This is a genomic window from Nocardia sp. NPDC005998, from assembly GCF_040614395.1.
In the GTDB taxonomy this organism is placed as follows: Bacteria; Actinomycetota; Actinomycetes; order Mycobacteriales; family Mycobacteriaceae; genus Nocardia.
Genome location: NZ_JBEXUI010000001.1, coordinates 48,412 through 74,350 on the forward strand (window position 1 = coordinate 48,412; position 25,939 = coordinate 74,350).

Annotated in this window: 23 protein-coding genes and 1 pseudogene; 15 read left to right on the forward strand and 9 right to left on the reverse strand. The window is 65.9% G+C overall.

Going from position 1 to position 25,939, the window contains the following annotated elements:
• Positions 1–36: 36 nt before the first annotated feature.
• From ABZ293_RS00215 to ABZ293_RS00225, 3 genes are all read left to right on the forward strand, one after another.
• The gene (locus ABZ293_RS00215; RefSeq protein WP_355176452.1) at positions 37–666 is read left to right on the forward strand and encodes a TetR/AcrR family transcriptional regulator; all 630 of its coding nucleotides are present in this window, start codon (positions 37–39) and stop codon (positions 664–666) included.
• Entirely contained in the window at positions 653–2,272 is a 1,620-nt protein-coding gene (locus tag ABZ293_RS00220) for an acyl-CoA dehydrogenase family protein (RefSeq protein WP_355176454.1), read from the forward strand. Before ABZ293_RS00215 ends, ABZ293_RS00220 begins: the two co-directional genes overlap by 14 nt.
• Positions 2,273–2,465: 193 nt before the next feature.
• Positions 2,466–2,966: a GNAT family N-acetyltransferase gene (locus ABZ293_RS00225; protein ID WP_355176456.1), complete on the forward strand. Its 501-nt coding sequence runs from the start codon at positions 2,466–2,468 to the stop codon at positions 2,964–2,966.
• On the opposite strand, the gene ABZ293_RS00230 is transcribed toward ABZ293_RS00225, so the two are convergent.
• Positions 2,939–3,337, reverse strand: coding sequence for a WXG100 family type VII secretion target (locus tag ABZ293_RS00230; protein WP_355176458.1), 399 nt, complete (start codon positions 3,335–3,337; stop codon positions 2,939–2,941). The two genes, ABZ293_RS00225 and ABZ293_RS00230, sit on opposite strands and share 28 nt — an antisense overlap.
• On the reverse strand, positions 3,285–4,154 hold the full coding sequence (locus tag ABZ293_RS00235) for a helix-turn-helix transcriptional regulator (RefSeq protein WP_355176460.1): 870 nt from the start codon (positions 4,152–4,154) through the stop codon (positions 3,285–3,287). Before ABZ293_RS00235 ends, ABZ293_RS00230 begins: the two co-directional genes overlap by 53 nt.
• A 74-nt stretch (positions 4,155–4,228) precedes the next feature.
• Between ABZ293_RS00235 and ABZ293_RS00240 the strand changes: the two genes are divergently transcribed.
• A complete protein-coding gene (locus tag ABZ293_RS00240; protein WP_355176462.1) occupies positions 4,229–4,906 on the forward strand; it encodes a class I SAM-dependent methyltransferase in 678 nt (225 codons plus the stop codon).
• Here the strand turns inward: ABZ293_RS00240 and ABZ293_RS00245 are convergent.
• Positions 4,903–5,316, reverse strand: coding sequence for a nuclear transport factor 2 family protein (locus tag ABZ293_RS00245; RefSeq protein WP_355176464.1), 414 nt, complete (start codon positions 5,314–5,316; stop codon positions 4,903–4,905). The genes ABZ293_RS00240 and ABZ293_RS00245 overlap by 4 nt on opposite strands.
• A 71-nt stretch (positions 5,317–5,387) precedes the next feature.
• Here ABZ293_RS00245 and ABZ293_RS00250 point away from each other — a divergent pair, with 71 nt between their 5' ends.
• From ABZ293_RS00250 to ABZ293_RS00260, 3 genes are all read left to right on the forward strand, one after another.
• Positions 5,388–6,326, forward strand: coding sequence for a LysR family transcriptional regulator (locus ABZ293_RS00250; RefSeq protein ID WP_355176466.1), 939 nt, complete (start codon positions 5,388–5,390; stop codon positions 6,324–6,326).
• Between the two features lie 65 nt (positions 6,327–6,391).
• The gene (locus ABZ293_RS00255) at positions 6,392–7,072 is read left to right on the forward strand and encodes a nucleoside/nucleotide kinase family protein (protein ID WP_355176468.1); all 681 of its coding nucleotides are present in this window, start codon (positions 6,392–6,394) and stop codon (positions 7,070–7,072) included.
• Between the two features lie 93 nt (positions 7,073–7,165).
• Positions 7,166–7,588, forward strand: coding sequence for an SRPBCC family protein (locus ABZ293_RS00260; protein ID WP_355176470.1), 423 nt, complete (start codon positions 7,166–7,168; stop codon positions 7,586–7,588).
• 39 nt (positions 7,589–7,627) lie between these two features.
• On the opposite strand, the gene pgi is transcribed toward ABZ293_RS00260, so the two are convergent.
• On the reverse strand, positions 7,628–9,265 hold the full coding sequence (gene pgi / locus ABZ293_RS00265; RefSeq protein WP_355176472.1) for a glucose-6-phosphate isomerase: 1,638 nt from the start codon (positions 9,263–9,265) through the stop codon (positions 7,628–7,630).
• A gap of 555 nt (positions 9,266–9,820) precedes the next feature.
• Here pgi and ABZ293_RS00270 point away from each other — a divergent pair.
• A complete protein-coding gene (locus ABZ293_RS00270) occupies positions 9,821–11,275 on the forward strand; it encodes an NAD-dependent succinate-semialdehyde dehydrogenase (RefSeq protein ID WP_355176474.1) in 1,455 nt (484 codons plus the stop codon).
• A gap of 306 nt (positions 11,276–11,581) precedes the next feature.
• On the opposite strand, the gene ABZ293_RS00275 is transcribed toward ABZ293_RS00270, so the two are convergent.
• Positions 11,582–11,875 (reverse strand): chorismate mutase, encoded by a 294-nt coding sequence (locus ABZ293_RS00275; RefSeq protein WP_327093861.1) that lies wholly within the window; start codon positions 11,873–11,875, stop codon positions 11,582–11,584.
• A 382-nt stretch (positions 11,876–12,257) separates the two neighbouring features.
• Between ABZ293_RS00275 and pcrA the strand changes: the two genes are divergently transcribed.
• The 4 genes from pcrA (at position 12,258) to ABZ293_RS00295 (ending at position 16,961) form a co-directional block, all read left to right on the forward strand.
• Positions 12,258–14,885: a DNA helicase PcrA gene (pcrA, locus tag ABZ293_RS00280; RefSeq protein ID WP_355176476.1), complete on the forward strand. Its 2,628-nt coding sequence runs from the start codon at positions 12,258–12,260 to the stop codon at positions 14,883–14,885.
• Between the two features lie 65 nt (positions 14,886–14,950).
• Positions 14,951–15,430, forward strand: a complete 480-nt coding sequence (locus tag ABZ293_RS00285; protein ID WP_355176478.1) for a hypothetical protein — start codon at positions 14,951–14,953, stop codon at positions 15,428–15,430.
• Positions 15,431–15,602: 172 nt separating this feature from the next.
• Positions 15,603–16,169: a TetR/AcrR family transcriptional regulator gene (locus ABZ293_RS00290; RefSeq protein ID WP_355176480.1), complete on the forward strand. Its 567-nt coding sequence runs from the start codon at positions 15,603–15,605 to the stop codon at positions 16,167–16,169.
• Positions 16,170–16,208: 39 nt separating this feature from the next.
• Positions 16,209–16,961 carry a cupin domain-containing protein gene (locus ABZ293_RS00295; RefSeq protein ID WP_355176482.1) on the forward strand — a complete coding sequence of 251 codons (753 nt, stop codon included), beginning with the start codon at positions 16,209–16,211 and terminating at the stop codon, positions 16,959–16,961.
• Positions 16,962–17,076: 115 nt separating this feature from the next.
• Here ABZ293_RS00295 and ABZ293_RS00300 read toward each other — a convergent pair.
• Together ABZ293_RS00300 and ABZ293_RS00305 are read right to left on the reverse strand one after the other, a co-directional pair.
• Positions 17,077–17,793 (reverse strand): annotated as a pseudogene (locus tag ABZ293_RS00300) (M23 family metallopeptidase); the annotation flags it as partial.
• Positions 17,794–19,195: 1,402 nt separating this feature from the next.
• Positions 19,196–20,437 carry a peptidoglycan DD-metalloendopeptidase family protein gene (locus ABZ293_RS00305; protein ID WP_355176484.1) on the reverse strand — a complete coding sequence of 414 codons (1,242 nt, stop codon included), beginning with the start codon at positions 20,435–20,437 and terminating at the stop codon, positions 19,196–19,198.
• A gap of 528 nt (positions 20,438–20,965) precedes the next feature.
• On the opposite strand from ABZ293_RS00305, the gene sucC reads away from it, so the two are divergent.
• Positions 20,966–22,132, forward strand: coding sequence for an ADP-forming succinate--CoA ligase subunit beta (gene sucC, locus ABZ293_RS00310; protein WP_354957183.1), 1,167 nt, complete (start codon positions 20,966–20,968; stop codon positions 22,130–22,132).
• Positions 22,133–22,143: 11 nt separating this feature from the next.
• A complete protein-coding gene (gene sucD, locus ABZ293_RS00315; RefSeq protein WP_354957184.1) occupies positions 22,144–23,058 on the forward strand; it encodes a succinate--CoA ligase subunit alpha in 915 nt (304 codons plus the stop codon).
• A 60-nt stretch (positions 23,059–23,118) separates the two neighbouring features.
• Here the strand turns inward: sucD and ABZ293_RS00320 are convergent, their stop codons facing one another.
• Together ABZ293_RS00320 and ABZ293_RS00325 are read right to left on the reverse strand one after the other, a co-directional pair.
• Positions 23,119–24,081, reverse strand: a complete 963-nt coding sequence (locus ABZ293_RS00320) for an undecaprenyl-diphosphate phosphatase (protein ID WP_355176486.1) — start codon at positions 24,079–24,081, stop codon at positions 23,119–23,121.
• A 70-nt stretch (positions 24,082–24,151) separates the two neighbouring features.
• A complete protein-coding gene (locus tag ABZ293_RS00325) occupies positions 24,152–25,042 on the reverse strand; it encodes a Uma2 family endonuclease (RefSeq protein WP_355176488.1) in 891 nt (296 codons plus the stop codon).
• A gap of 9 nt (positions 25,043–25,051) precedes the next feature.
• Here ABZ293_RS00325 and ABZ293_RS00330 point away from each other — a divergent pair.
• Positions 25,052–25,939, forward strand: an 888-nt coding sequence (locus ABZ293_RS00330) for a BTAD domain-containing putative transcriptional regulator (RefSeq protein ID WP_355176490.1), incomplete at its 3' end; no start/stop codon positions are given.

Here is a 25,939-nt window from a genome sequence, read left to right on the forward strand (position 1 = left end):
TTGTGCCAAGAAATGAATTTGTGGTTCACTTCTTGTGTGGCCTACCGCAGAACCCCCGCTGTCCAGGCCCGCCTCGATGCGCAGGCGGGGCTGATCGTGCAGGCCGCGACCAAGGTGCTGTCCCGGGCGGGCTATGCCGGACTGTCCATGGCGGCGGTCGCCGCCGAGGCCGGATTGGCCACCGGAACGGTCTACAAGAACTTCAGCGGCAAGGCCGACCTGGTCAGCGCGGTATTCCGGAAGGTGGTCGCGCACGAGGTGACCGCGGTGGCGACCGCCGCCGCCACCGGAACCGCCGTCGAGCGGGTCAGCGCCGCGGTGGAGACCTTCGCGGGCCGGGCGCTGAAGAATCCGAAACTCGCCTACGTCCTGCTCGTCGAACCCGTCGATGCGGTGGTCGACACCGAGCGCCTGCACTTCCGCCGCGCCTTCGCCGAGGCCTTCGAATCCGCTGTGGCGGACGGGGTTTCGCACGGCGAACTGCCCGCACAGGATGCCAGGACCAGTGCGGCCGCACTGGTCGGCGCCATCGGCGAGGTCCTGGTCGGCCCGCTGGCCGACGCACCGCACAGCGAATCCGTTGTGCCCGAAGTCATCAGGTTCGCATTACGCGCGCTCGGTGCGCGCGATGAATCCCACTCAGGAGTGTCCGATGCCGACGCATGAAGTCTTCAACCAGGTTCCGAACATCGTGCCCTTCGATGTCTCGAAGAACCCGGCCCTGCTGGAGGGACTGCGCCGGGAAGGGGCGGGCTGGGCCGAGCCGGAAGTGCGCGAACTCGGCACGCTCGCCGGCGGATTCGAAGCGCAGGAGTGGGGTCGTCTCGCCAACGAATACCCGCCGGTCCTGCACACCCATGACCGCTACGGCAACCGCATCGACGAGGTCGAATTCCATCCGTACTGGCACGAACTCATGAAAGTCGCGGTGGCACACGGACTGCACGGCGCACCCTGGCTCGACGACCGGCCCGGCGCCCATACCGCCCGCGCCGCCAAGTTCTACACCTGGGGCACGGCCGACGCCGGACATACGTGCCCGATCTCGATGACCTACGCCGTGGTGCCCGCGCTGCGCCACAATAGCGAGCTCGCCGCCAAGTACGAGCCGCTACTCGGTTCCCGCACTTACGATTTCGGCCTGCGTGAACCGTCTACCAAGGCCGGTCTCATCGCGGGCATGTCGATGACCGAGAAGCAGGGCGGCTCCGACGTCCGGGCCAACACCACCACCGCGACACCGCAACCCGATGGCAGCTACCGCATCGTCGGGCACAAGTGGTTCACCTCGGCGCCCATGTCGGATATGTTCCTGACCCTGGCCCAGGCCCCCGGCGGTCTGTCCTGCTTCCTGCTGCCGCGCGTCCTGCCGGACGACACCCGCAATCCCATTCGGATCCAACGGCTCAAGGACAAGCTCGGCAACAAGTCCAATGCCTCCTCGGAGATCGAATACGAGAACGCCACCGGCTGGCTGGTCGGCGCGGAGGGCGCGGGCGTCAAGACCATTATCGAAATGGTCAATATGACCCGGCTGGACTGTGTCATCGGCTCCGCCACCGGTATGCGCATGGGCGCCGTCTACGCCGCCCACCACGCCCGGCACCGCGAAGCGTTCGGGGCCAAGCTGATCGATCAGCCCGCGATGCGCAATGTGCTGGCCGACCTCATTATCGAATCCGACGCCGCGACCACGGTCATGATGCGCCTGGCCGGTGCCACCGACCGGGCGAGCACCGATCCGGCCGAGGCCGCGCTGCGTCGAATCGCCTTGGCGGTCACCAAGTACTGGGTCTGCAAGCGCGCCTCGTCGCATGCGGCCGAGGCCCTGGAATGCTTCGGCGGCAACGGCTATGCCGAGGAATCCGGTATGCCGCGGCTCTATCGCGAGGCTCCGCTGATGTCGATCTGGGAAGGCTCCGGCAATGTGGCCGCCCTGGACGCCTTGCGCGCCATGGGCCGCCAGCCCGAAACCGTGGAGGCATTCTTCAACGAGGTCTCGCTCGCGGCGGGTGCCGACCCCCGGCTCGACGACGCCATCGCCCGGGTCGGCAAGGAACTGTCCGACCTCGACGAAATCGAATACCGCGCCCGCCGCGTCGTCGAACTCATGGCCCTGGTGCTACAGGGTGCGCAGCTGGTCCGCCACGGCCACCCGGCGGTGGCCGATGCCTTCTGCGCTACCCGCCTCGGCGACGACTGGGGCATCGCCTTCGGCACCCTGCCCACCGGTGTGGACACCGCGGCCATCATCGACCGCGCTCTCGTCTAGTGCCCCGGGCCAGCCGAAGCGGTTGCGCGCCACCTACCATCGCACCAAGGGGGTGCGGCACCTGCTCGGTGCACCCGACTGCCGGATTACCTACCGTACGTTGCTTGACGAGAGGTCAGCTCACTTACTGAAACCGACGCGAAAACCGCTGGCCAGGAACATAATTCGGTTGACATCGGGAGAGAATGATCCCGTGACAGGGAACAGGTCTGCTCGGTGGGCGGTCGAGCCCGCCGAGCCGCGTTCGCCCGAGGCGGCCACCATCCTCCGGCTCTATCTGGCCGAGATGATCAGCCGCTACTACTGCCGTCCTACCGATGAGGCGGAGATCGACCGGCACCTCGCCGATGGCCACGACAGCGACGACCTGGCCCCGCCGACCGGCTTGCTGCTACTCGCACGCCGAAGCGGCGAGGCCGTCGGCTGCGTCGGCCTGCGCCGCCTCGATGCGCAGACTCTCGAGCTGACACGCATGTTCGTCCGCCCCGATGCACGCGGCGACGGCGGCGCCGCCGAATTACTGGGCTCGGCGGAACTCGCCGCCCGCGAACTCGGCGCACACGCGATCCGCCTCACTACACGCAAGGATCTCGTGGAGGCTCGCGCCCTCTACTCCAAGCATGGATACGCCGAGATTCCGCCCTACGGCGACGACCCGCTGGCAGATCACTGGTTCGAAAAGAAGCTGGACTGAGAGGTCGGTGTTTCCGCGCCCTGACATGTTTCGTCCCAACCAGCGCGGTAGGCGGTTGCCGAACTGCCGGTCCAATTTTCCAGCAGCCTGGTGATCTCGACATCGAGGGAACGGACTCCGTTGACCAATTCCTCGGCGGTCAACTGCACATACCGACCAGCGTCGGTCACCTCGGCCGGAACGATGTCGAACGTCCCATTCCCCGAATTCGGTTGCGCCACAGTCACCCTCCCCCCACGTAACCAAGTACATCGAGAAGCTGCACCACCTCGCAGCTCGAATCCACCGCCGTAGTGCCGCAATGGCCAGTCTCCGGCGTCAGTGGGCGAGGGCGTCGGGTTGGCCGCGCCATTGCCGTGGTGACAGACCATGGTTGCGCCGGAACAATCGGGTGAAATAGCCGGGATCGGGCACGCCGACGCGGCGGGCGATCTCGCCGACCGGCAGATCGGTATCGGCCAGCAGTCGGCGCGCCTCGGCCATCCGCCGTTCGGTGATCCACGACTGCACGGTGCGCCCGGTGCGGCGGCGCACCACGGTGGTCAGATGTCCCGGTGTCATGCCGACCTCGTGCGCCACATCGCGTAGCGAGAGCGGTGCGGTATGCCGCTGGTCGATCACCTCGAACACCTCGGCGAGCAGCGGTTCACCGCTGCGCCGTAGATCACCCACCACGTCGGCAGCCAGGCGCGCGAGGTCGATGAGCAGCAGCGTCAGATGTGCGGTCGCGGCCTCGCGGTAGCCCTCCTGTCGCTGCGTCAGTTCAGCATCGATGGCGGCGATCGCGTTGTCCCACAGCGGCCTGCGCGGCACCGGTACCGACAGCTCCAGCACCCCACCAGAATGTTGGTGCAAGAAGGGGAACAGCAGCGGATGCGCGCGCCAGGCTGGCCACGGTGTCCGCCCGGCATCGCCGAGCATGGCGGGATCGAAGAACACTCCGACGGCGCCATCGAACTCGCCCACGGCGGCGGCCTTGATCACCTCACCCGCCGCGACCACGTACACCACCCCGGTGGGCCGGACATACACCAGCACCGGAAATTCGTGAATATGCGGACTGCCATTACCGGGCGCGTGGCGTTCATCGAATCGCATCAGCGATATCGGCGGCGTGACCTGGTCGGTCCTATAGTCGTACACCGGAACGCCGTCGCGGTGCCTGATCACCCGGGTGGCCTCGGTCATAGCACCGAAAATAGTCCTAATTCCGCCGATAATCACCCAATTCTATCGCTGTATCTGCGGGCACCATGGGAATCATGACCAAAGATCATCCACATTCTGTTCTTCATGCCATGGGCAACCGGCACGACTACCTGCCCGCAGCGGGCCGTGACGCACTGCTCCCCGGCTACGATCTGCTCACCCGGCTGCTCGGCATGTACAAACTCCACGAAACCCTCGTCGCGCAGGCCGAACTCGCGCCCGGCCAGCGTGTCCTGGAAATCGGCTGCGGCACCGGAAATCTGACGATTCGCGCCAAACGCGCCCAGCCCGCCGCCGAGCTGATCGGCTCCGATCCCGATCCGCTCGCACTGGCGCGCGCCGAACGAAAAGCACACGGGCTGAGCGGCATTCGCTTCGAACGTGCCTACGCTCAGGAACTGCCCTATGCGGAAGGGGAGTTCGACCGGGTGCTGTCGGCGATGATGCTGCACCACCTGGAGACCGACATCAAAACAGCCGCGCTGGCCGAGGTGCTGCGGGTGCTGCGCCCCGGCGGCAGCGTGCACATTGTCGATGTCGGCGGTGCCGTCACCTCGGACGACGGCCTGGTGGCCCGGCTGATGCTGCACAACGAGCACGCCGCCGACAACCTCGGCGATGGCATTCCCCAACTGCTGCGCTCCGTCGGCTTCGACAGTGCCGTGGTCGCCTCCCAACGCCACCGCCGCCTGGGCCGCGTCACCTTCTACCGCGGGATCCGCCCGATCTAACTGGTGCCAGGCGAGAGCGGTTGCAGCACCCGTTCGACGAGCGCGGTGTCGCAGTGCTCGATCACCTCGGTGAGCCGACCGTCGGCGACCCGGAAAATGAAACAGTAGGTCTGCTCGTAGGGCTCTCCGCTGGTGGTCCTGCCATGGCCGCGCACCTGGGCCACCACGCGGTCGTCTTCGGCAATGATGAATTCGGCCGCACTGCGATATTCGGTGAACTGGGTCATCAGCGGCCGCAGGAGCTCGTTCAGCACAACGGCCTTCGGTTCCCAGGTCTGCGACCAGGACCAGTTTCCGGGAAAGATCCAGCGGAAGTCGTCGGCCATGGCCTCGGCCATCGCCCGGGTATTGCCCCGGGACATCTCGTCGAAGATCCGCTCGACCAGTTTCTTATTCTCGGTTGCGCTCATACCTGCGACGCTAGGTAGCGTCGAGGCATGCGACAAGCGACAGTCTTGCATGGTTGATATGAGTAAACCGCATGGGTGAGTTCACGATCGTCGGGCTGCGCGTGGTGCGCGAGGCCGCGAGGTGCGGATCGTTCTCGACCGCCGCGGAGCATCTGGGATATACGCAGTCGGCGGTATCCCGGCAGATCGCGCTCATGGAACAGGCGGCTGGCCGGGCACTGTTCGAGCGGCATGCGCGGGGCGTCCAGGTGACCGCGGCCGGACGGATCGTGCTGCGCCATGCCGAAACGGTGCTCGGCGGTCTCGGATCCGTTCGTCACGAACTCGACGACCTGGCCGCTCGTCCGCCCGCCACCCTTCGGGTCGGCGCGTTCTCGACCGCCATGGCGGCACTGGTGCCAAGGGCCATTGCCGCCACCGCGACCCGGCTCGCGCGGGTGCCGTTGCGTGAAGGGACAAGTCCGCGGCTGCTGTCCGCGGTCACGCGCGGGCGACTGGACCTGGCGGTGGTGACCGAGACTCGGAATCTGCCCGCGGATACCGAGATCGAGCCACTGCTGGACGACCCGCTGCTCATTGCGGTGTCGCCGGAACATGAGCTGGCAAATCGGGTGAGTGTCACGCCCGAGCAGCTGCGCGGTGCGCGCTGGATCGCGGGCAGCCCCGACCCGAGCAGCACCCTGCTCGGCGCGTGGACCGACGCCACCCGGGAGCCGGAGATCGCCTTCGTCGCGCGCGACTGGTTCGCCAAACTCGGGCTGGTCGCGGCAGGTATGGGCTTTACCGTGGTCCCCGGAATCGCGGTACCGGTACTGCCGCAGGGCATTGCCCTGGTCCGCATCGATCATCCCGCCGCGGTACGTACCACATCCGTCGTCCATGTCTCGAAGGCTCGGCCCGGCATTCAGGACAACCAGAAGCGCGACGCCGAGCCGCGACAGATCTTCATCGAAGCCCTGCGCGATGCCGCCGCCGATCTTGCCGCCGAAGTTCGACAGCGACTTCGATAGCCGACTTACATAGCCATACGCCCAAATTCACGGCGGGCGGCCGCAGCCTGAGTAGGGTTGTTTCGATGACACGGACTTCCGTCGAAATGCCGTTGCGCTCGCTCGTCGCGCATCTGCAGATCCGGGCGACGGGTTGCGCCCGACGTTATGTGCTCGGCATCGCGGGCCCGCCGGGCGCGGGTAAATCCACACTGTCCAAGTCGATTCGCAATGAACTGAACAACCGCGCCGGTCGGATGTGCGCCGAGATCGCGCCGATGGACGGCTTCCACCTACCGAATGCCGTGCTGCGCACGACGAATGACCTGGAGCGCAAGGGCGAGCCGCATACCTTCGATGTCGCCGCCTATCTGGACGCCCTGCGCCGTCTGCGTGATACCCCGATCGGCGAGCCGGTGCCGTGGCCGACCTTCGACCGCGCCATCGAGGAACCGACCCCGGCCGGTGTCGTCTTCGACCGGCACGAGATCGCCATTACCGAGGGCAATTACCTGCTGCTGGACGAGGGCGCCTGGTCGGGCGTGCGCGACCTGCTCGACGAGGTCTGGTACCTGGACGTGGAACGCGAGGTCATCGAACAACGCCTGCTGCGCCGCCACATCCGCGGTGGGCGGAGCGCGGACGCCGCGAAAATCAAGGTGCACGACAGCGATCTACCCAATGCCGACCTGATCGCGGGCACCCGGGACCGTGCCGACCTGGTGCTGCGCCAGCGCGGCGGCCGCTACTACGCCGCCGAGGGATAACACTCGCGGCACCGACTCCGCATCGCCGAATCCCGCTGGGAGTGACATGATCTCGCTCGATAGTTCGTGTCGACGTATCTGGGAGCAAGCGGGATGTGGGAGTACGAGTACAGCGCCGAAACTGCGGTCGCATCGGAGGCGCTGTGGCGGTGCTGGTCGGATATGGAGGCCTGGCCGGAGTGGAACGACGGTCTCGACGAGATCGAGATCGATGGCCCGTTCGAGGTCGGCACCGGGTTCACTATGACGCTGCCCGACGGCGATACGGTACGGCTGCGTCTGGTAGAGATCGAGCCCGGCGAGCTGTTCACCGATGAAATGGACGGCGGCGATTTCACCGTCGTCACCGAACACCGCCTGGAGCCCGCGGGCGAGGGCTTTACCCGCGTCGTCTACCGGACCGAGATCATCGGCGACGCCGCCGACACCGTGGGCCCCGAAATCGGCCCGGGTATCACCGCCGACTTCCCGGATATCGTTGCCGCCCTGATCAAGACGGCACAGGCACTGGGCTGAACTGGCGGTGGCCGGCCGGTCCGGTCGGTCACCATGGGATCAGCGGTGGTCGCGGTACCAGCCGATGAGGGCGTCGGTGGACGAGTCGCCCTGGGACGGCGGCGCTTCCGCAGAGGTCAGCAGCGGGGCCAGCGCCAGCGCCTGCTGTTTGCCCAGTTCGACGCCCCACTGGTCGAAGCTATCGATACCCCAGATGGTGCCCTCCACGAAGACCTGGTGTTCATAGAGTGCGATCAGCTGACCGACGGTGGCCGGGGTCAGCTGCGGCGCGAGAATGGTTGTGCTCGGCCGATTTCCCGGCATCACCTTGTGCGGTACCACCTTCGGGTCGGTGCCCTCGGCCGCGATCTCCTCGGCGGTCTTGCCGAAGGCGAGCACCTTGGTCTGCGCGAACAGATTGCTCATCAGGATGTCGTGCATGCTGCCGGTCCCGTCGCGGGTGGGCAGATCGTCGGTGGGACGGGCGAATCCGATGAAATCGGCGGGGATCAGCCGGGTGCCCTGGTGCAGCAGCTGGTAGAACGCGTGCTGGCCGTTGGTTCCCGGTTCACCCCAGAAGATTTCGCCGGTCGAGGTGGGCACCGGCGTACCGTCGGCGCGCACCGACTTGCCGTTCGATTCCATCGTGAGCTGCTGCAGATAGGCCGGAAAGCGCGCCAGATCGTTCGAATAGGGCAGAACCGCATGCGATTCCGCGCCGAAGAAGTTCGAGTACCAGATGCCGAGCAGGCCGAGCAGCACCGGTCCGTTCTCGGCCAGCGGCGCGGTCGCGAAATGCCGGTCCACGGCATGCATTCCGGCCAGGAATTCGGCGAAGCGCTCCTTGCCGATGGTCGCCATCACGGACAGGCCGATGGCCGAATCCACCGAGTAGCGACCGCCGACCCAATCCCAGAAGCCGAACATATTCGCGGTGTCGATACCGAATTCGGCGACGCGCTCGGCATTGGTCGAGACCGCGACGAAATGCTTGGCGACGGCCTCCGAGCCGAGCGCGGCGACCAGCCAGCGTCGGGCGGCGGTGGCGTTGGTCAGCGTCTCCAGCGTCGAGAAGGTCTTGGAGGCAACGATGAACAGCGTTGTCGCCGGATCGAGTCCGTTGAGCTTCGCGACCAGATCGGCCGGGTCGACATTGGAGACGAATCGGGCGCCGATCCCGGCATCGGCGTAGTGCCGCAGAGCCCGGTGCACCATATCCGGGCCGAGATCCGAGCCGCCGATGCCGATATTCACCACGGTCTCGATGCGTTCGCCGGTGGCGCCGCGCCATGCGCCCGAGCGCACCGCGTCGGTGAATTCACCCATCCGCCGCAGCACCTCGCGCACCTCGGAGCCCGCGTCGGCACCGTCCACGGTGACCGACTCGCCCTCGGGCAGCCGCAGCGCGATATGTTCGACCGCGCGGTCTTCGGAGGTATTGATGTGGTCGCCGCGGAACATCGCGTCGCGCCGCTCGCCCACACCGGCCTCATGCGCCAATTCGACCAGCAGATGCAGGGTTTCCCGCGTGACGCGATGCTTGCTGTAGTCGATGTGCAGATCGCCGACTCGGACGATCAGCTCGCGGCCGCGGTCGGGATCTTCGGCGAAGAATTCGCGCAGGTGTCGTCCTGCGACGGCGCTGTGATGCTCGTGCAGTTTCCGCCAGGCCGCCGATGCGGCGATGTCGCTGCTCACGTCCGCGAGGTTACAAGCACTCGATCAGGTACGCAGGCAACGACCGCATACTTTCAGTGATGTTGCCCTATTGGTTGCTTATGGGGATCGCTTGCGGGCACTCGAAAACGGTCGTGGCGGTCGTTTGTGGGTCGTTCGAGGAGGGCCGGTGGTGGTCGCTTGTGGGGCGTTCGGGAGGGGCCGGTGGTGGTCGCTTGTGGGGCGTTCGAGAGGGGCCGGTAGCGGTCGCTTGTGGGGCGTTCGAGAGGGGCGGGCCGGTAGCGGTCGCTTGTGGGGCGTTTGAGAAGGGCGGTAGCGGTCGCTTGTGGGGCGTTCGAGAGGGGCCGGTAGCGGTCGCTTGTGGGGCGTTTGAGAAGGGCGGTGGCGGTCGCTTGTGGGGCGTTCGAGAAGGGCGGTGGCGGTCGCTTGTGGGGCGTTCGAGAAGGGCGGTGGCGATCGCTTGTGGGGCGTTCGAGGAGGGCGGTGGTGATCGCTTGTGGGCCACTCGCAAAGGTCGGCGATTTCGCATCGATGAGTCCCGGGTGAGGCGCAAGCGCGCGGCCTAGGCTGTGGTTCATGGTGTCCGAACGTGAAGTACTCCAATCCGTACCGACGCAGTTGTGGATCGGCGGTCCCGTCGACGCCACCGGGGGCGGCACCTTCGCGGTGCACAATCCGGCCGATGGGCAGGTGCTGACCCAGGTCGCCGACGCGACGCCGGAAGACGCGGTGCGCGCACTGGATGCGGCCGTCGCGGTGCAGGCCGAGTGGGCGGCGACGTCATCGCGGGCGCGCGGGGAGATCCTGCGCCGCGTCTTCGAACAGCTGACCGCACGCGCCGAGGAATTCGCGCTGCTGATGACCCTGGAAATGGGTAAGGCGCTGCCGGAGAGCCGCAATGAGGTGCGCTACGGCGCCGAATTCTTCCGCTGGTTCAGCGAGGAGGCGGTCCGCGTGCACGGGCGCTACCTGCACGCGCCGTCCGGCACCGGGCGGATCATGGTGCACAAGCAGCCGGTCGGGCCGTGTCTGGCCATCACACCGTGGAACTTCCCGCTGGCCATGGGCACCCGCAAGATCGGCCCCGCACTGGCCGCTGGCTGCACGATGATCGTCAAACCCGCCTCGGCGACACCATTGACCATGTTGGCGCTGGCCAAGCTGTGCAGCGAGGCGGGGCTGCCGGACGGGGTGCTCTCGGTGATCACCTCCAGCCATTCCGGTGCCGTGACGAAGCCGCTGCTGGAAGATCCGCGCCTGCGCAAGCTCACCTTCACCGGGTCGACCGAGGTCGGTAAGAAACTGGTGCAGCAGTCGGCCAACGGGCTGCTGCGCACCTCGATGGAGCTCGGTGGCAATGCGCCGTTCGTGGTCTTCGACGATGCCGATATCGATGCAGCTGTGCAGGGCGCAATGCTGGCCAAGTTGCGCAATGGCGGCGAGGCGTGCACCGCGGCCAACCGCTTCCATGTGCAGAACGGTGTGCTGGAGGAGTTCACCACCAAACTCGTCGAGGCGATGTCGAGCAGCGTGACGATCGGCCCTGGCGCCGATCCGAACACCACGCTCGGCCCGCTGATCAACGAGGAACAGCTCGATACGGTCAGCGAACTGGTCGACGATGCGGTAGCGGTCGGCGCACAGGTCCGGCTGGGCGGCAAGGCGCCCGGCGGTCCCGGCTGGTTCTACCCCGCGACCATCCTGAGCGAGGTCCCCGCGAATGCTCGGATCCTGCGCGAGGAAGTCTTCGGCCCCGTCGCCCCGATCGTCGGCTTCGAAACCGAGGAAGAAGGTCTGGCCGCCGCCAACAACACCGAATTCGGCTTGGTTTGCTACGTCTACACCCGCGACCTGGACCGCGCCCTGCGCATCGCCGAGGGCCTGGAATCCGGCATGGTGGGCGTAAACCGCGGCGTAATCTCCGATCCCGCAGCGCCTTTCGGCGGCGTCAAGGCATCGGGCTTCGGCCGCGAGGGCGGCATCGAGGGCATCGAAGAGTACCTGTCCACCAAGTACATCGCCCTCACCTGAGCGCTTGCCCAGGGTGGTGCGTCGGAAGGCGGCGCACCACCGCTGGCCTCGGCTCCACGGCCGTTTCCGCCGCAGGATGTTTCGGCTTTCGAATGCGGCGTCGATTTCCGCATCTGTTGCAGCTGCTACGCCCAGCCCGGTGGCGCGCGTCACATCACCATCGGGGACCGACGACTGCACCGGTCATCGAGTCCACATACGAAACGGCCGCCCCGGGGGTGATCACCCGGGGCGGCCATGGGGAGGCGACGGTCTCGCGAGCGCCGCGTGGTCTGGTCGTGCCGCGTGTCGCGGCGTCAGACGCGGCTAGTGGCCGAGGCGGCCGCGGCCGAGGCGGAGCAGCAGCATGGCGAGGGTGTGGCCTTCCTGGCCGAGTTCACTGAAGCGCTCGAGCACCTTCATCTCACGACTGTGTACGAGGCGGGGGCCGCCGGAGGCCATGCGCGTGCGGCCGATGATTCTGGAGATCTCGGTGCGGCGCTTGATGGCGGCCAGGATTTCCGCGTCGAGCTGGTCGATCTCCTTGCGGAGCTTGTCGATCTCGGCCTCGGTATGGGGCAGAGCCGAATCGGACCCGGTCGTCGTGGCAGGGGTGCTCATCATTCATCTCCTCGTGTCAGAACATGGATCGGCTGGTGAGTCCAGCTCGTTACCCGGTTCTTTCACCGTGCAAAACAAACCCGGTGGGCCTTGCAATCCTCCCCCAGGCGGCGCGCTCAGGCACTAAGTCCGCGATCACGATATCCGGCCATTAGCCGAATCGGATGTATCACGGTCGCGCAGATCATGTCGCCAGTCTGCCACGGGGTCGTAGCAATGCAAAACACTTCGTTTTGTGAATCTGCTGACGAGGCATCCGGTTAGCGGTGGCCATGCTGACCGGGGGCAGTTCATCGGCCGTTCGCCACACAGCCGCCGAATCGTCACCGACGCCGACGGGGACTTCATCTCTGTCGGTGCCCGCCGGTAGCGTGGATGGACGATGGACATCACGGTGGCTCCCAAGACGCAGGCCGGGCGGACTCGGCACCAGGACCCAACCCAGAAACCACAGGTCGACACTGCTCGTGCCGAGGAGTTGGGCGACGCTGCCGTGCCGACTGCGGTGGGCGCGCCGGAACCCGCCGACGATGACCCGGCACGGCGTGTCGTCGAGGACAAGCATCGTGTCGAACAAGAAAAGCGCCGCGCCGAACGTGAGCAGCGTCGCACGGAGGAAGCCGAGCGACTGCTCGATGGCCTCAATCAGCAGCAGCGCGCGGCGGTCGTGCACACCGGGACGCCGCTGCTGATCGTCGCGGGCGCGGGTTCGGGCAAGACCGCCGTACTGACCAGGCGCATCGCCTATCTGCTCGCCGCTCGCGGTGTGACGCCCGGTCAGGTCCTCGCCATCACCTTCACCAACAAGGCCGCCGCCGAAATGCGCGAGCGGGTCGGCGGCCTGGTCGGACCGCGCGCGAACAACATGTGGGTCTCGACCTTCCACTCGAGTTGCGTCCGCATTCTGCGCATGCAGGCGACCCTGGTGCCCGGCCTGAATTCGAATTTCTCCATCTACGACGCCGACGATTCCCGGCGGCTGCTCACCATGATCAGCCGCGACTTCGATATCGACGTCAAGAAATATTCGGCGCGCCTGCTGGCCACCGCCATCTCGAATTTGAAGAACGAGCTCATCGGCCCGGAACAGGCCACCGCCGACGCCGAAACCGACGACACCGAACTGCCCGCACTCGTCGCCCGTGTGTACATCGAATATCAGCGCCGGTTGCGTTCGGCGAATGCGCTCGATTTCGATGATCTGATCGGCGAGACGGTGGCGCTGCTGCAGCACCATCCGCAGGTCGCCGAGTACTACCGGCGCCGATTCCGGCATGTGCTGGTCGATGAGTACCAGGACACCAACCACGCCCAGTACATCCTGGTCCGCGAGCTGGTCGGACATCACACCGAGGACCGCTCCGACGATGCGGTCGCGCCGAGCGAACTGTGTGTCGTGGGTGATGCCGACCAGTCCATCTATGCCTTCCGCGGCGCGACCATCCGCAATATCGAGGAATTCGAACGCGACTTCCCGGATGCCGAAACCATTCTGCTGGAACAGAACTACCGCTCCACCCAGCACATCCTCTCCGCCGCCAATGCGGTGATATCGCGCAATGAGAACCGTCGGGACAAGCGGCTGTGGACCGATTCCGGTGAGGGCGATCTGATCACCGGCTACGTCGCCGATAATGAGCACGACGAGGCCTCGTTCGTGGCCAGGGAGATCGACCGGCTGGTGGACGCGGGCGATGCCAACTACAGCGATGTCGCAGTGTTCTACCGCACCAACAACAATTCCCGCGCGCTGGAAGAGATCTTCATTCGGATGGGGCTGCCGTACAAGGTGGTCGGCGGTGTGCGCTTCTACGAGCGCAAGGAGGTGCGCGATATCGTCGCGTACCTGCGGGTGCTCGACAACCCCAACGATACGGTGAGCCTGCGCCGCATCCTCAATACCCCGCGCCGGGGTATCGGCGATCGGGCCGAGGCCTGTGTCGCGGTGCACGCCGAGCAGCGGGGGATCGGTTTCGCCGAGGCGCTGCGCGATGCCGCCGATGGCAAAGTGGCGCTGCTGAATACCCGTTCGCAGCGCGCCATCGCCGGATTCCTCGAGCTGCTGGAGGAGATCAGGGCGGCCGGTGCGCAGGCCGATCAGGACTTTCCGGATCTCGGCAATATGGTCGACGCAGTGCTCGACCGCACCGGCTACCGAGCCGAGCTGGAGGGCTCCGATGATCCGCAGGACGGCGCCCGCCTCGACAATCTGAACGAATTGGTCAGCGTCGCACGGGAGTTCAGCTCCGAGGCGTACAACAATGCGGAGGCCGCCCGGCAGGAGGGTCTGGTACCCGAGGTCGCCGAGGGCGAGCCCGACCCGGGTTCGCTGGCCGCCTTCCTGGAACGGGTCTCGCTGGTGGCCGATAGTGACCAGCTGCCCGATGAGGGCACCGGTGTAGTCACCATGATGACGCTGCACACCGCCAAGGGACTGGAATTCCCGGTTGTCTTCGTCACCGGTTGGGAGGATGGCCAGTTCCCGCATATGCGCGCGCTCGGCGATCCGACCGAACTGGCCGAGGAACGTCGCCTCGCCTACGTTGGCATCACCCGGGCCAGGCAGCGGCTCTACGTCAGCCGCGCGGTGGTCCGCTCCGGCTGGGGTCAGCCGGTCTCGAATCCGGAATCGCGCTTCCTACAAGAGATTCCGGCCCACCTGATCGAATGGAAGCGGTTGGAGCCCAAGGGCTCCCCGTTGACGCGCGGCATCCGTCGCCGCGGCGAGGACGACGGTCTGGAACACGACTGGACCCGTGACGGCTGGAACCAACAGCGCCCCGGCGTCAGCGACCGCAGCCCACGCCGCCCCGCCCCCGGTGGCGCAACCCGCAACAACGCCAATCTCGTACTGGCCGTTGGCGATCGAGTCAGCGATGACAAATACGGTCTCGGCCGCGTGGTCGCCGCCGAGGGCTTCGGCCCCCTGGCGACGGTCACCATCGATTTCGGCACCGCAGGCAAAATCCGGCTCATCCCGCAATACAGCCGCACCTTGGTCAAACTCTGACCGGTTCTCGGAATAGGGCCATTGGCCCTGATCCACCAAGGGGCGGCGACGGTAGCGTGCGCGATGTGGAAACCGTCGCGCAGCACCTGCTGTGGTACCTGCCGATGCTGTGGCTCGGCATGGTGCTGGCCATCTCGTTCCTGGAGGCGCCGCTGAAGTTCCGGGCGCCGGGTATTACCGTGCCGCTCGGCCTCGGCATCGGACGGCTAGTGTTCCGGGCGCTGAACGTCGCGGAGACCGTCCTTGTCGCCGTGCTGATCGTGGCGACCCTGGTGGTCGGCCCCAGCGGTGCCGTTCGGGTCTGGCTCGGCGTTACCGCCGCGATTCTCGCCGTCCAACTCCTCGTTGTCCGGCCACTGCTGACCCGCCGCTCGGACCGTGTGCTCGCCGGTGCGGACTTACCGCGCTCACGCGCCCACTACTGGTACATCGGCTTGGAAGTGGCCAAGGTCGTATCCCTGATCGGGGTCGCTGTAGTATCGGCCGAATTTCGGGCGGATATGGCGCAACCGCTGGTCAGTGAGTGCGGGAAGCGCCGGGGCTGATGAGGCTGGTCAGTTCGCGCATCACCTGCGGAGACGGTTTGAAGTAGCGGCGGAGGTTCTCGGCCTTGAAAGAGAACGCCTCGGGCAAGCCGCCGTACGCGCGATATGCGCACGATGACCCTCGGTAAACACTCCTTACGCTCTGTACCTACTAGTATGTACAGTTTCCTGCATGAGCACGAGGGACAACCTCATCGAGAGCGCACGGGCACTGCTGTGGGAGCGGGGCTATGTGGGGACCAGCCCGAAAGCGATTCAGCAGCGGGCCGGAGCCGGCCAGGGCAGCATGTACCACCACTTCGCCGGCAAGGAGGAACTGGCGCGTGCCGCGATCGATCGGACGGCCGCGGAGCTGCGTGCCGGTGTGGACGCGCAACTTTCCGGTCCGGGCACTGCGCTTCAACGTATTTCGGCCTATCTGCGCCGCGAGCGCGACATCCTAAAGGGTTGTCCGATCGGTGGGCTGACTCAGGATCCGGACGTGATGGTCGCACCCGCCCTCCGCGAGCCGGTCGAGGAGACCTTGACCTGGCTGTGCACCCGCCTGGCAGGAGTGCTGACCGAGGGCCTCGAGGCCGACGAGCTGAGTCCGCCCCTGGACCCGGCCGCCACGGCGGCGGCGATCGTCGCCGTGCTGCAGGGCGGGTACGTCCTGGCCCGGGCCGCCGACAGCGAAACGTCTTTCGAGCAGGCGGTCGAGGGAATCCTCGCGTTGCTCACTGCCCACACCATTCACTGAGTTTCGAAAACCGCACGAGATCAAGGAAATACGACAAGCATGCGCATATCCCACGCTCCTCACACCGCGGTATCCGCTTCCTCCGCGTTCATCACCGGTGACGCGCGCGTCGAAGAACTCGCCGTCCCCGACGGCCTTTCACGGACGCAGGTCGACAGCGTCCGGTTCACCCCTGGTGCCCGCACGCGCTGGCACCGTCACCCGGTCGGGCAGGTGCTCGTGGTGACCGACGGCGCGGGGCTCGTGCAACGCCGCGGGGGACCGGTCGAGACCATCCGCACCGGCGACACCGTGCGGATCGAGGCCGACGAATGGCATTGGCACGGAGCGACTCCCGGCAACTCGATGACGCATGTGGCCATCGAGGAACTTCCGGTGGACGGGAGTACGGCGGAGTTCGCGCAGGCTGTGACAGACGCCGAATACCACGCTGCGGACGGAGACCAGGCTGACCCGGCCCCGCCGCTGAGCCGTGTGATCGTGATGGACCAACAACTGCCGCAGCCGCTGGCTACCCAGCATGTAGAGATCCGGCGGATCACCATCGCACCCGGATACGCCGCAGGGCTGCACATCCACAACGGGCCGGTCTTCGGCAACATCGAGACCGGGTCGGTCATCTATCAGATCGAGGGACAACCGGAAACCGTGCTCGAACCCGGCGATGTGTTCTACGAACCCGAGGGCATACGCATCGCACGCTTCGATGCACAGGCGGACGGCGTCACCTTCCTCGGGTACTTCCTGCTCGGTGACGGCGTGGACGCCGAGCTTGTCTTCCCCGACGCCTGATTCCCCTCTACCGGCTGCTCGCCATTCTCAACCGCCAGCGCGTCCAGTTCCGTGCATCGCGTGGGTGTGAATTCGTGCGCGAGCCGGTCGTAGGTCTCGGTCTGCGCCGGTGCGGTCAGTCGCGTTCGGGGCCGAGGCTGATGCCGCGGGTGGCGAGCCAGGGGATGGGGTCTATGCGGTCGGTGCCATTGAGCCAGACTTCGAAGTGGCAGTGCGGGCCGGTGGATTCGCCGCGATTGCCGACCGTGGCGATTTCGTCGCCCGCGAGGACGTGCTGGCCCACCGAGACCAGGGCGGTATTGACGTGGCCGTACACGGTGACGGTGCCGTCGTCGCCGCGCACCCGTACCCACATCCCGAATCCGGCCGCGGGACCCGCATCAATGACGGTGCCATCCTCGACGGCGAAGATCGGTGTACCGATGGGCGCCGCGATATCGACCCCGGGATGCAGCACACCCCAGCGCTGCCCATACCCGGAAGTGAAGGCGCCCGAGGCGAATTTGGTGAACAGCGGCCGCAGCTGCGCCTCCGCCTCCGCCGCGAGATCCTGCGCGAACTTGCTGCCGTTCTCCAGCACATCGGAGAACTGTCCGAGATCGGTCGGCGCCGCGAGATCGAGCAGTTCCGGCGCCGCCGGAAGCTCGGCACTCACCGGCTCCGCCGCCCGCTGCTGACCAACCGCCTGCAATTCACCCGTCTGCGGCGCCTTCTCGGTCCCCGCCGCGAAATTCTGCCCCGCCGCCACAATCGCCCCTGCCGCCACCGCAATAACCGCCGCCCGCCCCCGCAACGCCCTTGGCGGTGCAGGCACTCGATGCGCACCCCCGCGCTTGCGCCCAACCCGCCGCTCCGCCATGTCATTACGGCTGTCCGCCCGGCCAGCTGTCCGCCACTGGTCGGTGTCGTGGATCGGATCCGTGTCGTGGAAATGGCCCGCGTCCTGGTTCGGGTCCGCATCGTGGCCAAGGTCTGCGCGGTAGCCCGGACTCCTGCCGAATCGCTGGCGCATGCCGCTGCTCTGGTCTGTGTTGTAGCTCCGGCGTGCACCGTGCTCCTGGCCCGGGTATGCGCTGTAGCTCTGGTCTGTGCTGTGCGGCGGATTCGTGTCGAATTGTTGGTTTGTGTAGTGGTTCTGGTTTGCGTTGTAGCTGTAGTCCAGTTCTGCGTCGTGGTTCGGGTATGCGCTGTAGCTCTGGTCTGTGCTGTGCGGCGGATTCGTGTCGAATTGTTGGTTTGTGTAGTGGTTCTGGTTTGCGTTGTAGCTGTAGTCCAGTTCTGCGTCGTGGCTCGCGTATGCGCTGTAGCTCTGGTCTGGGCCGTGCGGCAGATTCGTGTCGAATCGGTGGTCCGCGTAGTTACGCTGGTCCGCGCTGTAATCCAGGTCCGCGCTGTAATCCAGGTATGCGCTGTGTTGCAGGTCCGCGTCGTGGTTCGGGTATCCGTCGTGGCTCGGGTATGCGCTGTAGCTCTGGTCAGTGCTGTACCACGAACTCGCGTCGAACCGTTCGTCTGTGCCGTAGGTCTGATCCACGCTGTAGCCCTGGCCCACGCTGTACTCCTGGGCCGCGAGGCGGTTCTGGCCCGCGTCGTAGCCCTGGGCATCGCTGCCGGACGGCGAAAGTGGCTGCGACCAGGGATCACTCAGGTGCCAGGGTTCGCGGCTAGCGGGGCGGTTGGGAGATTGCCAGGAATTATCTAGGTAGTGCTGTACCGGGCGGCCTTGCCTATTGGACCCGGTTGTTCTCTCGCGACTCATCAGTGTGACCGAAGCATGCCGGGATGATGTCTGAAATGTCCTGAGCGCCAGGAAATTTCGAAAGTTGCTGGTCTTCGCGTGGTGAGTGCGGCGTTCAGGGTGTTCGCAACGCGCATCTAGAGCGTCATCCTCCGGTCGCGATTACTGAGGGGGAATCGGGTCCATCGACGGTAACGAATCGATTGCGGCAGCGCAACCATTGTTCGATGAATCCCATTGCCGCACTCCGAGTTTGGTTCCAAGATGTCCGAAACCGTCAAGAATGGTCGGCCGGAGGTCTCGACCAGCAGCCTGAATACTGGCTCGCCATTTGTGCGCGAACCGCCATTCGACTCGGCTTGGCGATACTTGTCTGCCCACAGCGCGCCGGGTCATGCGCGCAGCCGATCAACGTACGCCTCGAAGTTGGCCCCAAAGGCAAATTGCCCGGCCTCGAGCGATCCGGCCCCGAAACAGTTCGGGAAAGCCGAAACACTCAGTCCCGCTGCGGCCCCAAGCTGATGCCCCGCGTCGCCAGCCAGGGCAGCGGATCGACCTTGTCGACCCCGTTCAACCAGACCTCGAAATGGCAGTGCGGGCCGGTCGAGAAACCACGGTTGCCGATGGTGGCGATCTGGTCGCCTGCCATGACTCGCTGTCCCTGCGACACGGTGGCGGTGTCGACATGTCCGTAGATGGTGACGGTGCCGTCATCGTGCAGCAGTCGGACCCACATGCCGAAGCCCGAGGCCGGTCCCGCTTCGATCACGGTGGCGTCGGCGACGGCGTAGATCGGGGTGCCGATCGGGCCCGCGATATCGACGCCGAGGTGCTGTACGCCCCAGCGCGCGCCGAAGCCGGAGGTGAAATTGCCCGCGGCGAACTTGGTGAACAGCGGGCGGAGCTTCGAGGCCTCCTGTGCCGCCATATCTTCGGCGAACTTCTGGCCCTTTTGCAGCATGTCGCCGAACTGCCCGAGATTGGTCGGGGCCGAGACATTGAGCACCTGCGGCGAATCCGGCGCAGAGTTGGGGTCGGCCACGCTGACCGACTGCGCGGCGATCTCGTGGATCTGGCCCGCGGCCTCGTAATCAACGGCCTGTGAGGGCTGTTCGGGCGAGGCGAAGGCGGCCTGTCCGGCGGCAACCACCGCACCCGCGGCGACGGCGACGACCGCGGCGCGGCCTTTGAGCGAGGCGGGCGGTGCGGGCATCCGATGCGCGCCGCCGCTACCGCGGTTCGCGCGACGGGCCGGAATGACAGTGGGACCGGCCGGAGATTCCGGATCCTCGGACTCCCAAGCGGAGTCCTCGCCATCCCAGGAGTCGTCGGCATCCCAGGATCCGTCCGCCTCCGGCGTCCAAGATGCCTCGGCGTCGGGAGCCCAGGAATTGTCACCCTCGGGCGTCCAGGAATCCTCGGACGCCCACGCGCCGCCGTCGGACCAAGAATCGGCTTGCGCCCAGGACTGCGACTGCGCCCATGAGTCGGACTGCTGCTGCGGCTCGGCCTGCGACCACGAATCAGCCTGCGACCACGAATCGTTCGCGTCCCAGGAGTTGTCATCGTGCTCGTAACCGGCCGCTGCGGCGTACCTGTGATCGGAGCCCCGCGACGCGGTACCGAACGGATCTACCGCCGCACTGGAATGTCCGCCGTGTGCGTCATCGTCATCGGAACGATAACGATGTCCGGAGCGAGCGCGATTATCGGAAGCGAAGGTCGAGCGATGGTTCATCGGTTGTGCCACATCATCGAGCGAGAGATCGCGGTGTCGAACTGCCTGCCAAGAGGCGCTATGGAACGGCTCTCCGTTAGCGGAGTGCTGTGCTGCGTCAAGCTTGCCGTCCTCCTAGTCGTGACCGTGTTGTGACATCGACCGCAATGACGGTAACGAAACGATTGCGAGGTCCGCAAGCGCTACGTGCGATCAATCCAAACATGTGAGATTCATCACGGTAACGCACCGGAATATCTCACTGTTTTCGGGGCATGTGCGTGAGATTGTCCGACGACAACTCGTAGTAGAAGGTGTCGCCCGACGGGTATCGTTGGCTCTACCTGCCGCACCGTCAACAACCTACTCACGAGTAGCCTTGGCCAGGCGTTTTCCGGCCCTGGGCGGCACGCCGTGACCTGCGCCACTTACGATGAACGTGGCCGTTTGGCCCTCCATGTGACTGGTTAAAGTCCGACCCGACCCGCTTCCGACGTCGGGCCGCCAACAAAGACGTTGTCATCACAACGCAGACGAGACGGTGAGTACATGGATCTCTTCGAATATCAGGCGAAGGAGCTCTTCGTTAAGCACGGAGTGCCTTCGTCCGAGGGCCGCGTCACGGACACGGCCGAGGACGCCCGCGCTATCGCGGCGGAAATCGGCAAGCCGGTGATGATCAAGGCCCAGGTGAAGGCCGGTGGTCGCGGCAAGGCGGGTGGCGTCAAGTTCGCCGCCACCCCGGACGACGCGTTCACGCACGCGCAGAACATCATCGGCCTGGATATCAAGGGCCATATCACCAAGAAGATCCTGGTCGCCGAGGCCAAGGACATCGCGGAGGAGTACTACATCTCCTTCCTGCTCGACCGCTCCAACCGCACCTACCTGGCCATGTGCTCGGTGGAAGGCGGCATGGAGATCGAAGAGGTCGCCGCGACCAAGCCGGAGCGCCTGGCCAAGGTACCGGTCGACGCCGTCAAGGGTGTCGACCTCGCGTTCGCCCGCTCGATCGCCGAGCAGGGCCACCTGCCCGCCGATGTCCTCGACGCGGCGGCCATCACCATCCAGAAGCTCTGGGAGGTGTTCGTCGGTGAGGACGCCACCCTGGTGGAGGTCAACCCGCTGGTCCGCACCCCCGACAACGAGATCCTCGCGCTCGACGGCAAGGTGACCCTGGACGAGAACGCCGAGTTCCGGCACCCGGATCACGAGGCGTTCGCGGATAAGGACGCGACCGACCCCCTGGAGCTCAAGGCCAAGGAGAACGACCTCAACTACGTCAAGCTCGACGGCGAGGTCGGCATCATCGGCAATGGCGCCGGTCTGGTCATGTCCACCCTGGACGTCGTCGCGTACGCGGGCGAGAACCACGGTGGCGTCAAGCCCGCCAACTTCCTCGACATCGGCGGTGGCGCATCGGCCGAGGTCATGGCCGCCGGTCTGGACGTCATCCTGGGCGACGCGCAGGTCAAGAGCGTGTTCGTGAACGTCTTCGGCGGCATCACCGCGTGTGACGCGGTCGCCAACGGCATCGTGAAGGCGCTGGAAATCCTCGGCGACGAGGCGAACAAGCCGCTGGTCGTCCGTCTCGACGGCAACAAGGTCGACGAGGGCCGCAAGATTCTCGTCGATGCCGCGCACCCGCTGATCACGCTCGCGCAGACAATGGACGAAGGCGCCGACAAGGCCGCCGAACTGGCAGCGGCCAAGTAAAGGAACCGGAAATGTCTATCTTCCTCAACAAGGATTCCAAGGTCATCGTCCAGGGCATCACCGGCGGTGAGGGCACCAAGCACACCGCGCTGATGCTGAAGGCCGGCACCCAGGTCGTGGGCGGTGTCAACGCGCGCAAGGCGGGCACCACCGTTGCGCACACCGACAAGGACGGCAACCCGATCGAGCTGCCGGTCTTCGGCACCGTCGAAGAGGCCATCAAGGCGACCGGCGCCGACGTGTCCATCGCGTTCGTGCCGCCGAAGTTCTCGAAGGACGCCATCATCGAGGCCATCGACGCGGAGATCCCGCTGCTCGTGGTCATCACCGAGGGCATCCCGGTGCAGGACACCGCCTACGCGTGGGCCTACAACGTGGAGAAGGGCAACAAGACCCGGATCATCGGCCCGAACTGCCCCGGCATCATTACCCCCGGCGAGTCGCTGGTCGGCATCACCCCGGCCAACATCACCGGCAAGGGCCCGGTCGGCCTGGTGTCGAAGTCCGGCACCCTGACTTACCAGATGATGTACGAGCTGCGTGATTTCGGCTTCTCCACCGCCATCGGCATCGGCGGCGACCCGGTCATCGGCACCACCCACATCGACGCCATCGAGGCGTTCGAGAAGGATCCCGAGACCAAGCTGATCGTGATGATCGGCGAGATCGGCGGCGACGCCGAGGAGCGGGCCGCGGCCTACATCAAGGCCAATGTCACCAAGCCGGTCGTCGGCTACGTCGCGGGCTTCACCGCTCCCGAGGGCAAGACCATGGGCCACGCTGGCGCCATCGTCTCCGGTTCGGCCGGTACCGCCCAGGCGAAGAAGGACGCACTCGAGGCCGCCGGCGTCAAGGTCGGCAAGACGCCGTCCGAGACCGCCGCACTGGCGCGCGAGATCCTGGAGAAGGCAAGCGTCACCGCCTGATCCATCGCATTCGCACAAAGGCCGCCTTCCGGTTCTCCGAAGGCGGCCTTTGTTGTCGGCTCAGAGGAAATGGGCCACCGAGGCGATACCGAAGGCGAGGCTGTACACCGCGAACGGCAGCAGTGAATTCGATTTGAAGTAGCGCTCCAGGAAGCGGACCGCCAGATACGCCGCGCCGCCCGCGACAATCGATCCGACCAGCACCTGACCCAGGATGCCGTCACCCTGTGGGCCGGCCAATGTAGGCAGCTTCAGCACGCCCGCGGCCAGAATGACCGGCGTGGCAAGCAGGAAGGCGAATTTCGCCGCGTCCTCATGGTCCAAACCGCGCAGCAGGCCGCCGACCATTGTCATGCCGGAGCGGCTGATGCCCGCGAACAGTGCACCGGCCTGCGAGACGCCGATGATCAACGCGTCCTTGATCGACAGATCGCCCAGGCCGACCGGCTCTTCCTCCGCCGTCGCCACGAAATATCCCTCTTCGATGGCCTTGGCCCGCGCCTCGGCCTCGGCGAAGCGGCGGCCGTAGTCGGCGAGCGTCGGCTGGCTGCGGCGGCGCAGTACCTCGCCGGTGATCAGTACAACGCCGTTGAGCGTCAGGAACAGGCCCGCCGCAAGGGGTTTCGCGAACAGGGTACGCAGCGGATGTTCCAGCAGCAGCCCGAGGATGCCGACCGGGACGGTCGCCAGGACTACGAGCCAGGCCAGGCGCTGGGTCGAGGTTTCGATCCGCCGGGTGCGCAGTGTGGTGAGTAAGCCGGTGACGATATCGACCCAGTCGCGCCAATAGAACACCAGCAGCGCGATCGCCGTCGCCACATGCAGCCCGACCACGAAGGCGAGATACGGCGTACCGGAATCGGAATCGCCCTGAGTGACCAGCTCGCTCCAGGACCCACCCAGCCATGCGGGCACCAAAACGGAATGACCCAGGCTGGAAATCGGGAACAGTTCGGTTATGCCTTGCAATGCGCCGATCACAACGGCTTGGGTATACGTGAGCATCGCCTGACAGCTTGGCATGCCGACCCCGCCCCGGCCTTCCCAGAATCAGACCTGTGTCCGTTTTGAAATGCTTGTCCGAGTTGAAGTTTCAGTCGGTGTTCGGACTTGCTACGGCCACCTCGGCCGATCCGCTTCCGCTATCGCGTCGTGGCCTGGACAGCATAGCGAGATCAATGGTGAGCGGAAACGGATCCTCGAGCCGCACCACACCGCTGACTCGTGGTGCGATTTCGTATTCACCGGTGTCAATGTTCAAGCGATACATGGTCATGCCGATCGATTCGAGGTCAACGATGTCGATCACCCAGTAGTGCGGAATGCCATTGACGGCGTACTCGCCTGCTTTGGTCGAATAGTCGCGGACCGCGGACTCATCGGACGCGGTGACCTCGATGGCGAGCGCAATCTGATCACTGCGGATCCGTGCCTGCGCGTCGATGTCGGCCTGCGTCACCACGACAGCGGGCACTCGACGCTGGGAGCGTCCGACGGGCAGCTCCGCTGTTATTTCGGCGAACGCTTCCCATCCCGCGGGCGACTGGCGTTCGAGTTGAAAGACCAGCCGCGTGATGGCGCGGCGATGTGGAGGTGCTGGGCAGGCGCTTACGAGTAAGTGTCCATTTTCGATCTCGTAGCGATGGCTGGTGTCGATCGCAGAGCGTCGAACTCTTGCACGCTGATCGGCTGTCCATGCGAGATCGGCACATTCTCGACTTTCATTGATCCGCCTCCTTGCCCCGACGTCTTGTGTGATGTGGGAAGGTGCCCAAATCTCGGTATCGACACAATGTTCGCATCCGTATGGGCCGGTGATCCCGTCGGATGAACTCGGCTCGATGGCGATGTCCGGCGGGCCGTGCGGAGCGCGGCGAGATTGTGATGCTGCTGCCGCGGTGCGGAATTGCCGCGGGTTGGGTGCCCGCTGGTGTGGGTCCGCGCGGGTTGGAGCGGGTGGGCAGCGGGGGGTTGGCACTGCCATGCTGGGGGCGTGGATGTGCTGGTGTTGGGCCCAGTGCAGGTGTGGGCAGGCGAAGACGGTGTCGCCATCGATCGGCCGTTGGAGCGGGCCGTATTGGTGCGGTTGGCATTAGCGGGTGGGGTGCCGGTGCCGGATGGGCGGCTGGCCGAGGATCTGTGGGGTGGTGATATCGAGCGGCCGGTGCAGCGGTTGCGAGTGGTGGTGTCACGACTGCGGGCCGCGCTGGGGGCACATGCCGAAGTTGTCCTGCGCACGTCGGCCGGGTATCACACGACCGTCAGTGCTGCGGATCTGAGGATGGCCGAAGCGGCGGCGCAGCGGCTGTACAGCGCGCGCCGCGGTGGCGATCATGCGGCGGTCGCGGCGGCGGCGCGGGAGGCGCTTGCACTGTGGCGTGGGCATGCCCTTGCGGATCTGCGGGCTGTGCCGTTTGCGGCAGCCGAGGGTGAGCGCCTTGATGATTGGCGGTTGGCGCTGACGATCGCGGGGCTGGAGGCGAATCTCCAGCTCGGTGCGGCCGGCGAGGTGGTCACCGAGCTCATCGGTCTGGTTGCCCGGTATCCACTGCACGAGCCGCTGTCCGGGCTGTTGGCGCTGGCGCTGTATCGCACTGGGCGACAAGCGGATGCGCTGGCCCGGCTCGCCCGATTGCGCAGAACCCTTGCAGCGGAATTGGGCGTCGACCCTGCACCCGAGACGGCGCGGCTGGAATTGCGCATCCTCGACCACGATCCAACGCTGCACCTCACGGCCGCCGCGTCAGCTGGCATCGATCCGGCCACTACACCGTCCGGCACTGGTGTGACCGATCTTCCGTTCGGCAGCGGTGCGACCGCTGCACCGTCCGGCGGAGGCGTGGCCGGTGCGCCGTTCGGCATCGGTCCGGCCGCTGCATCG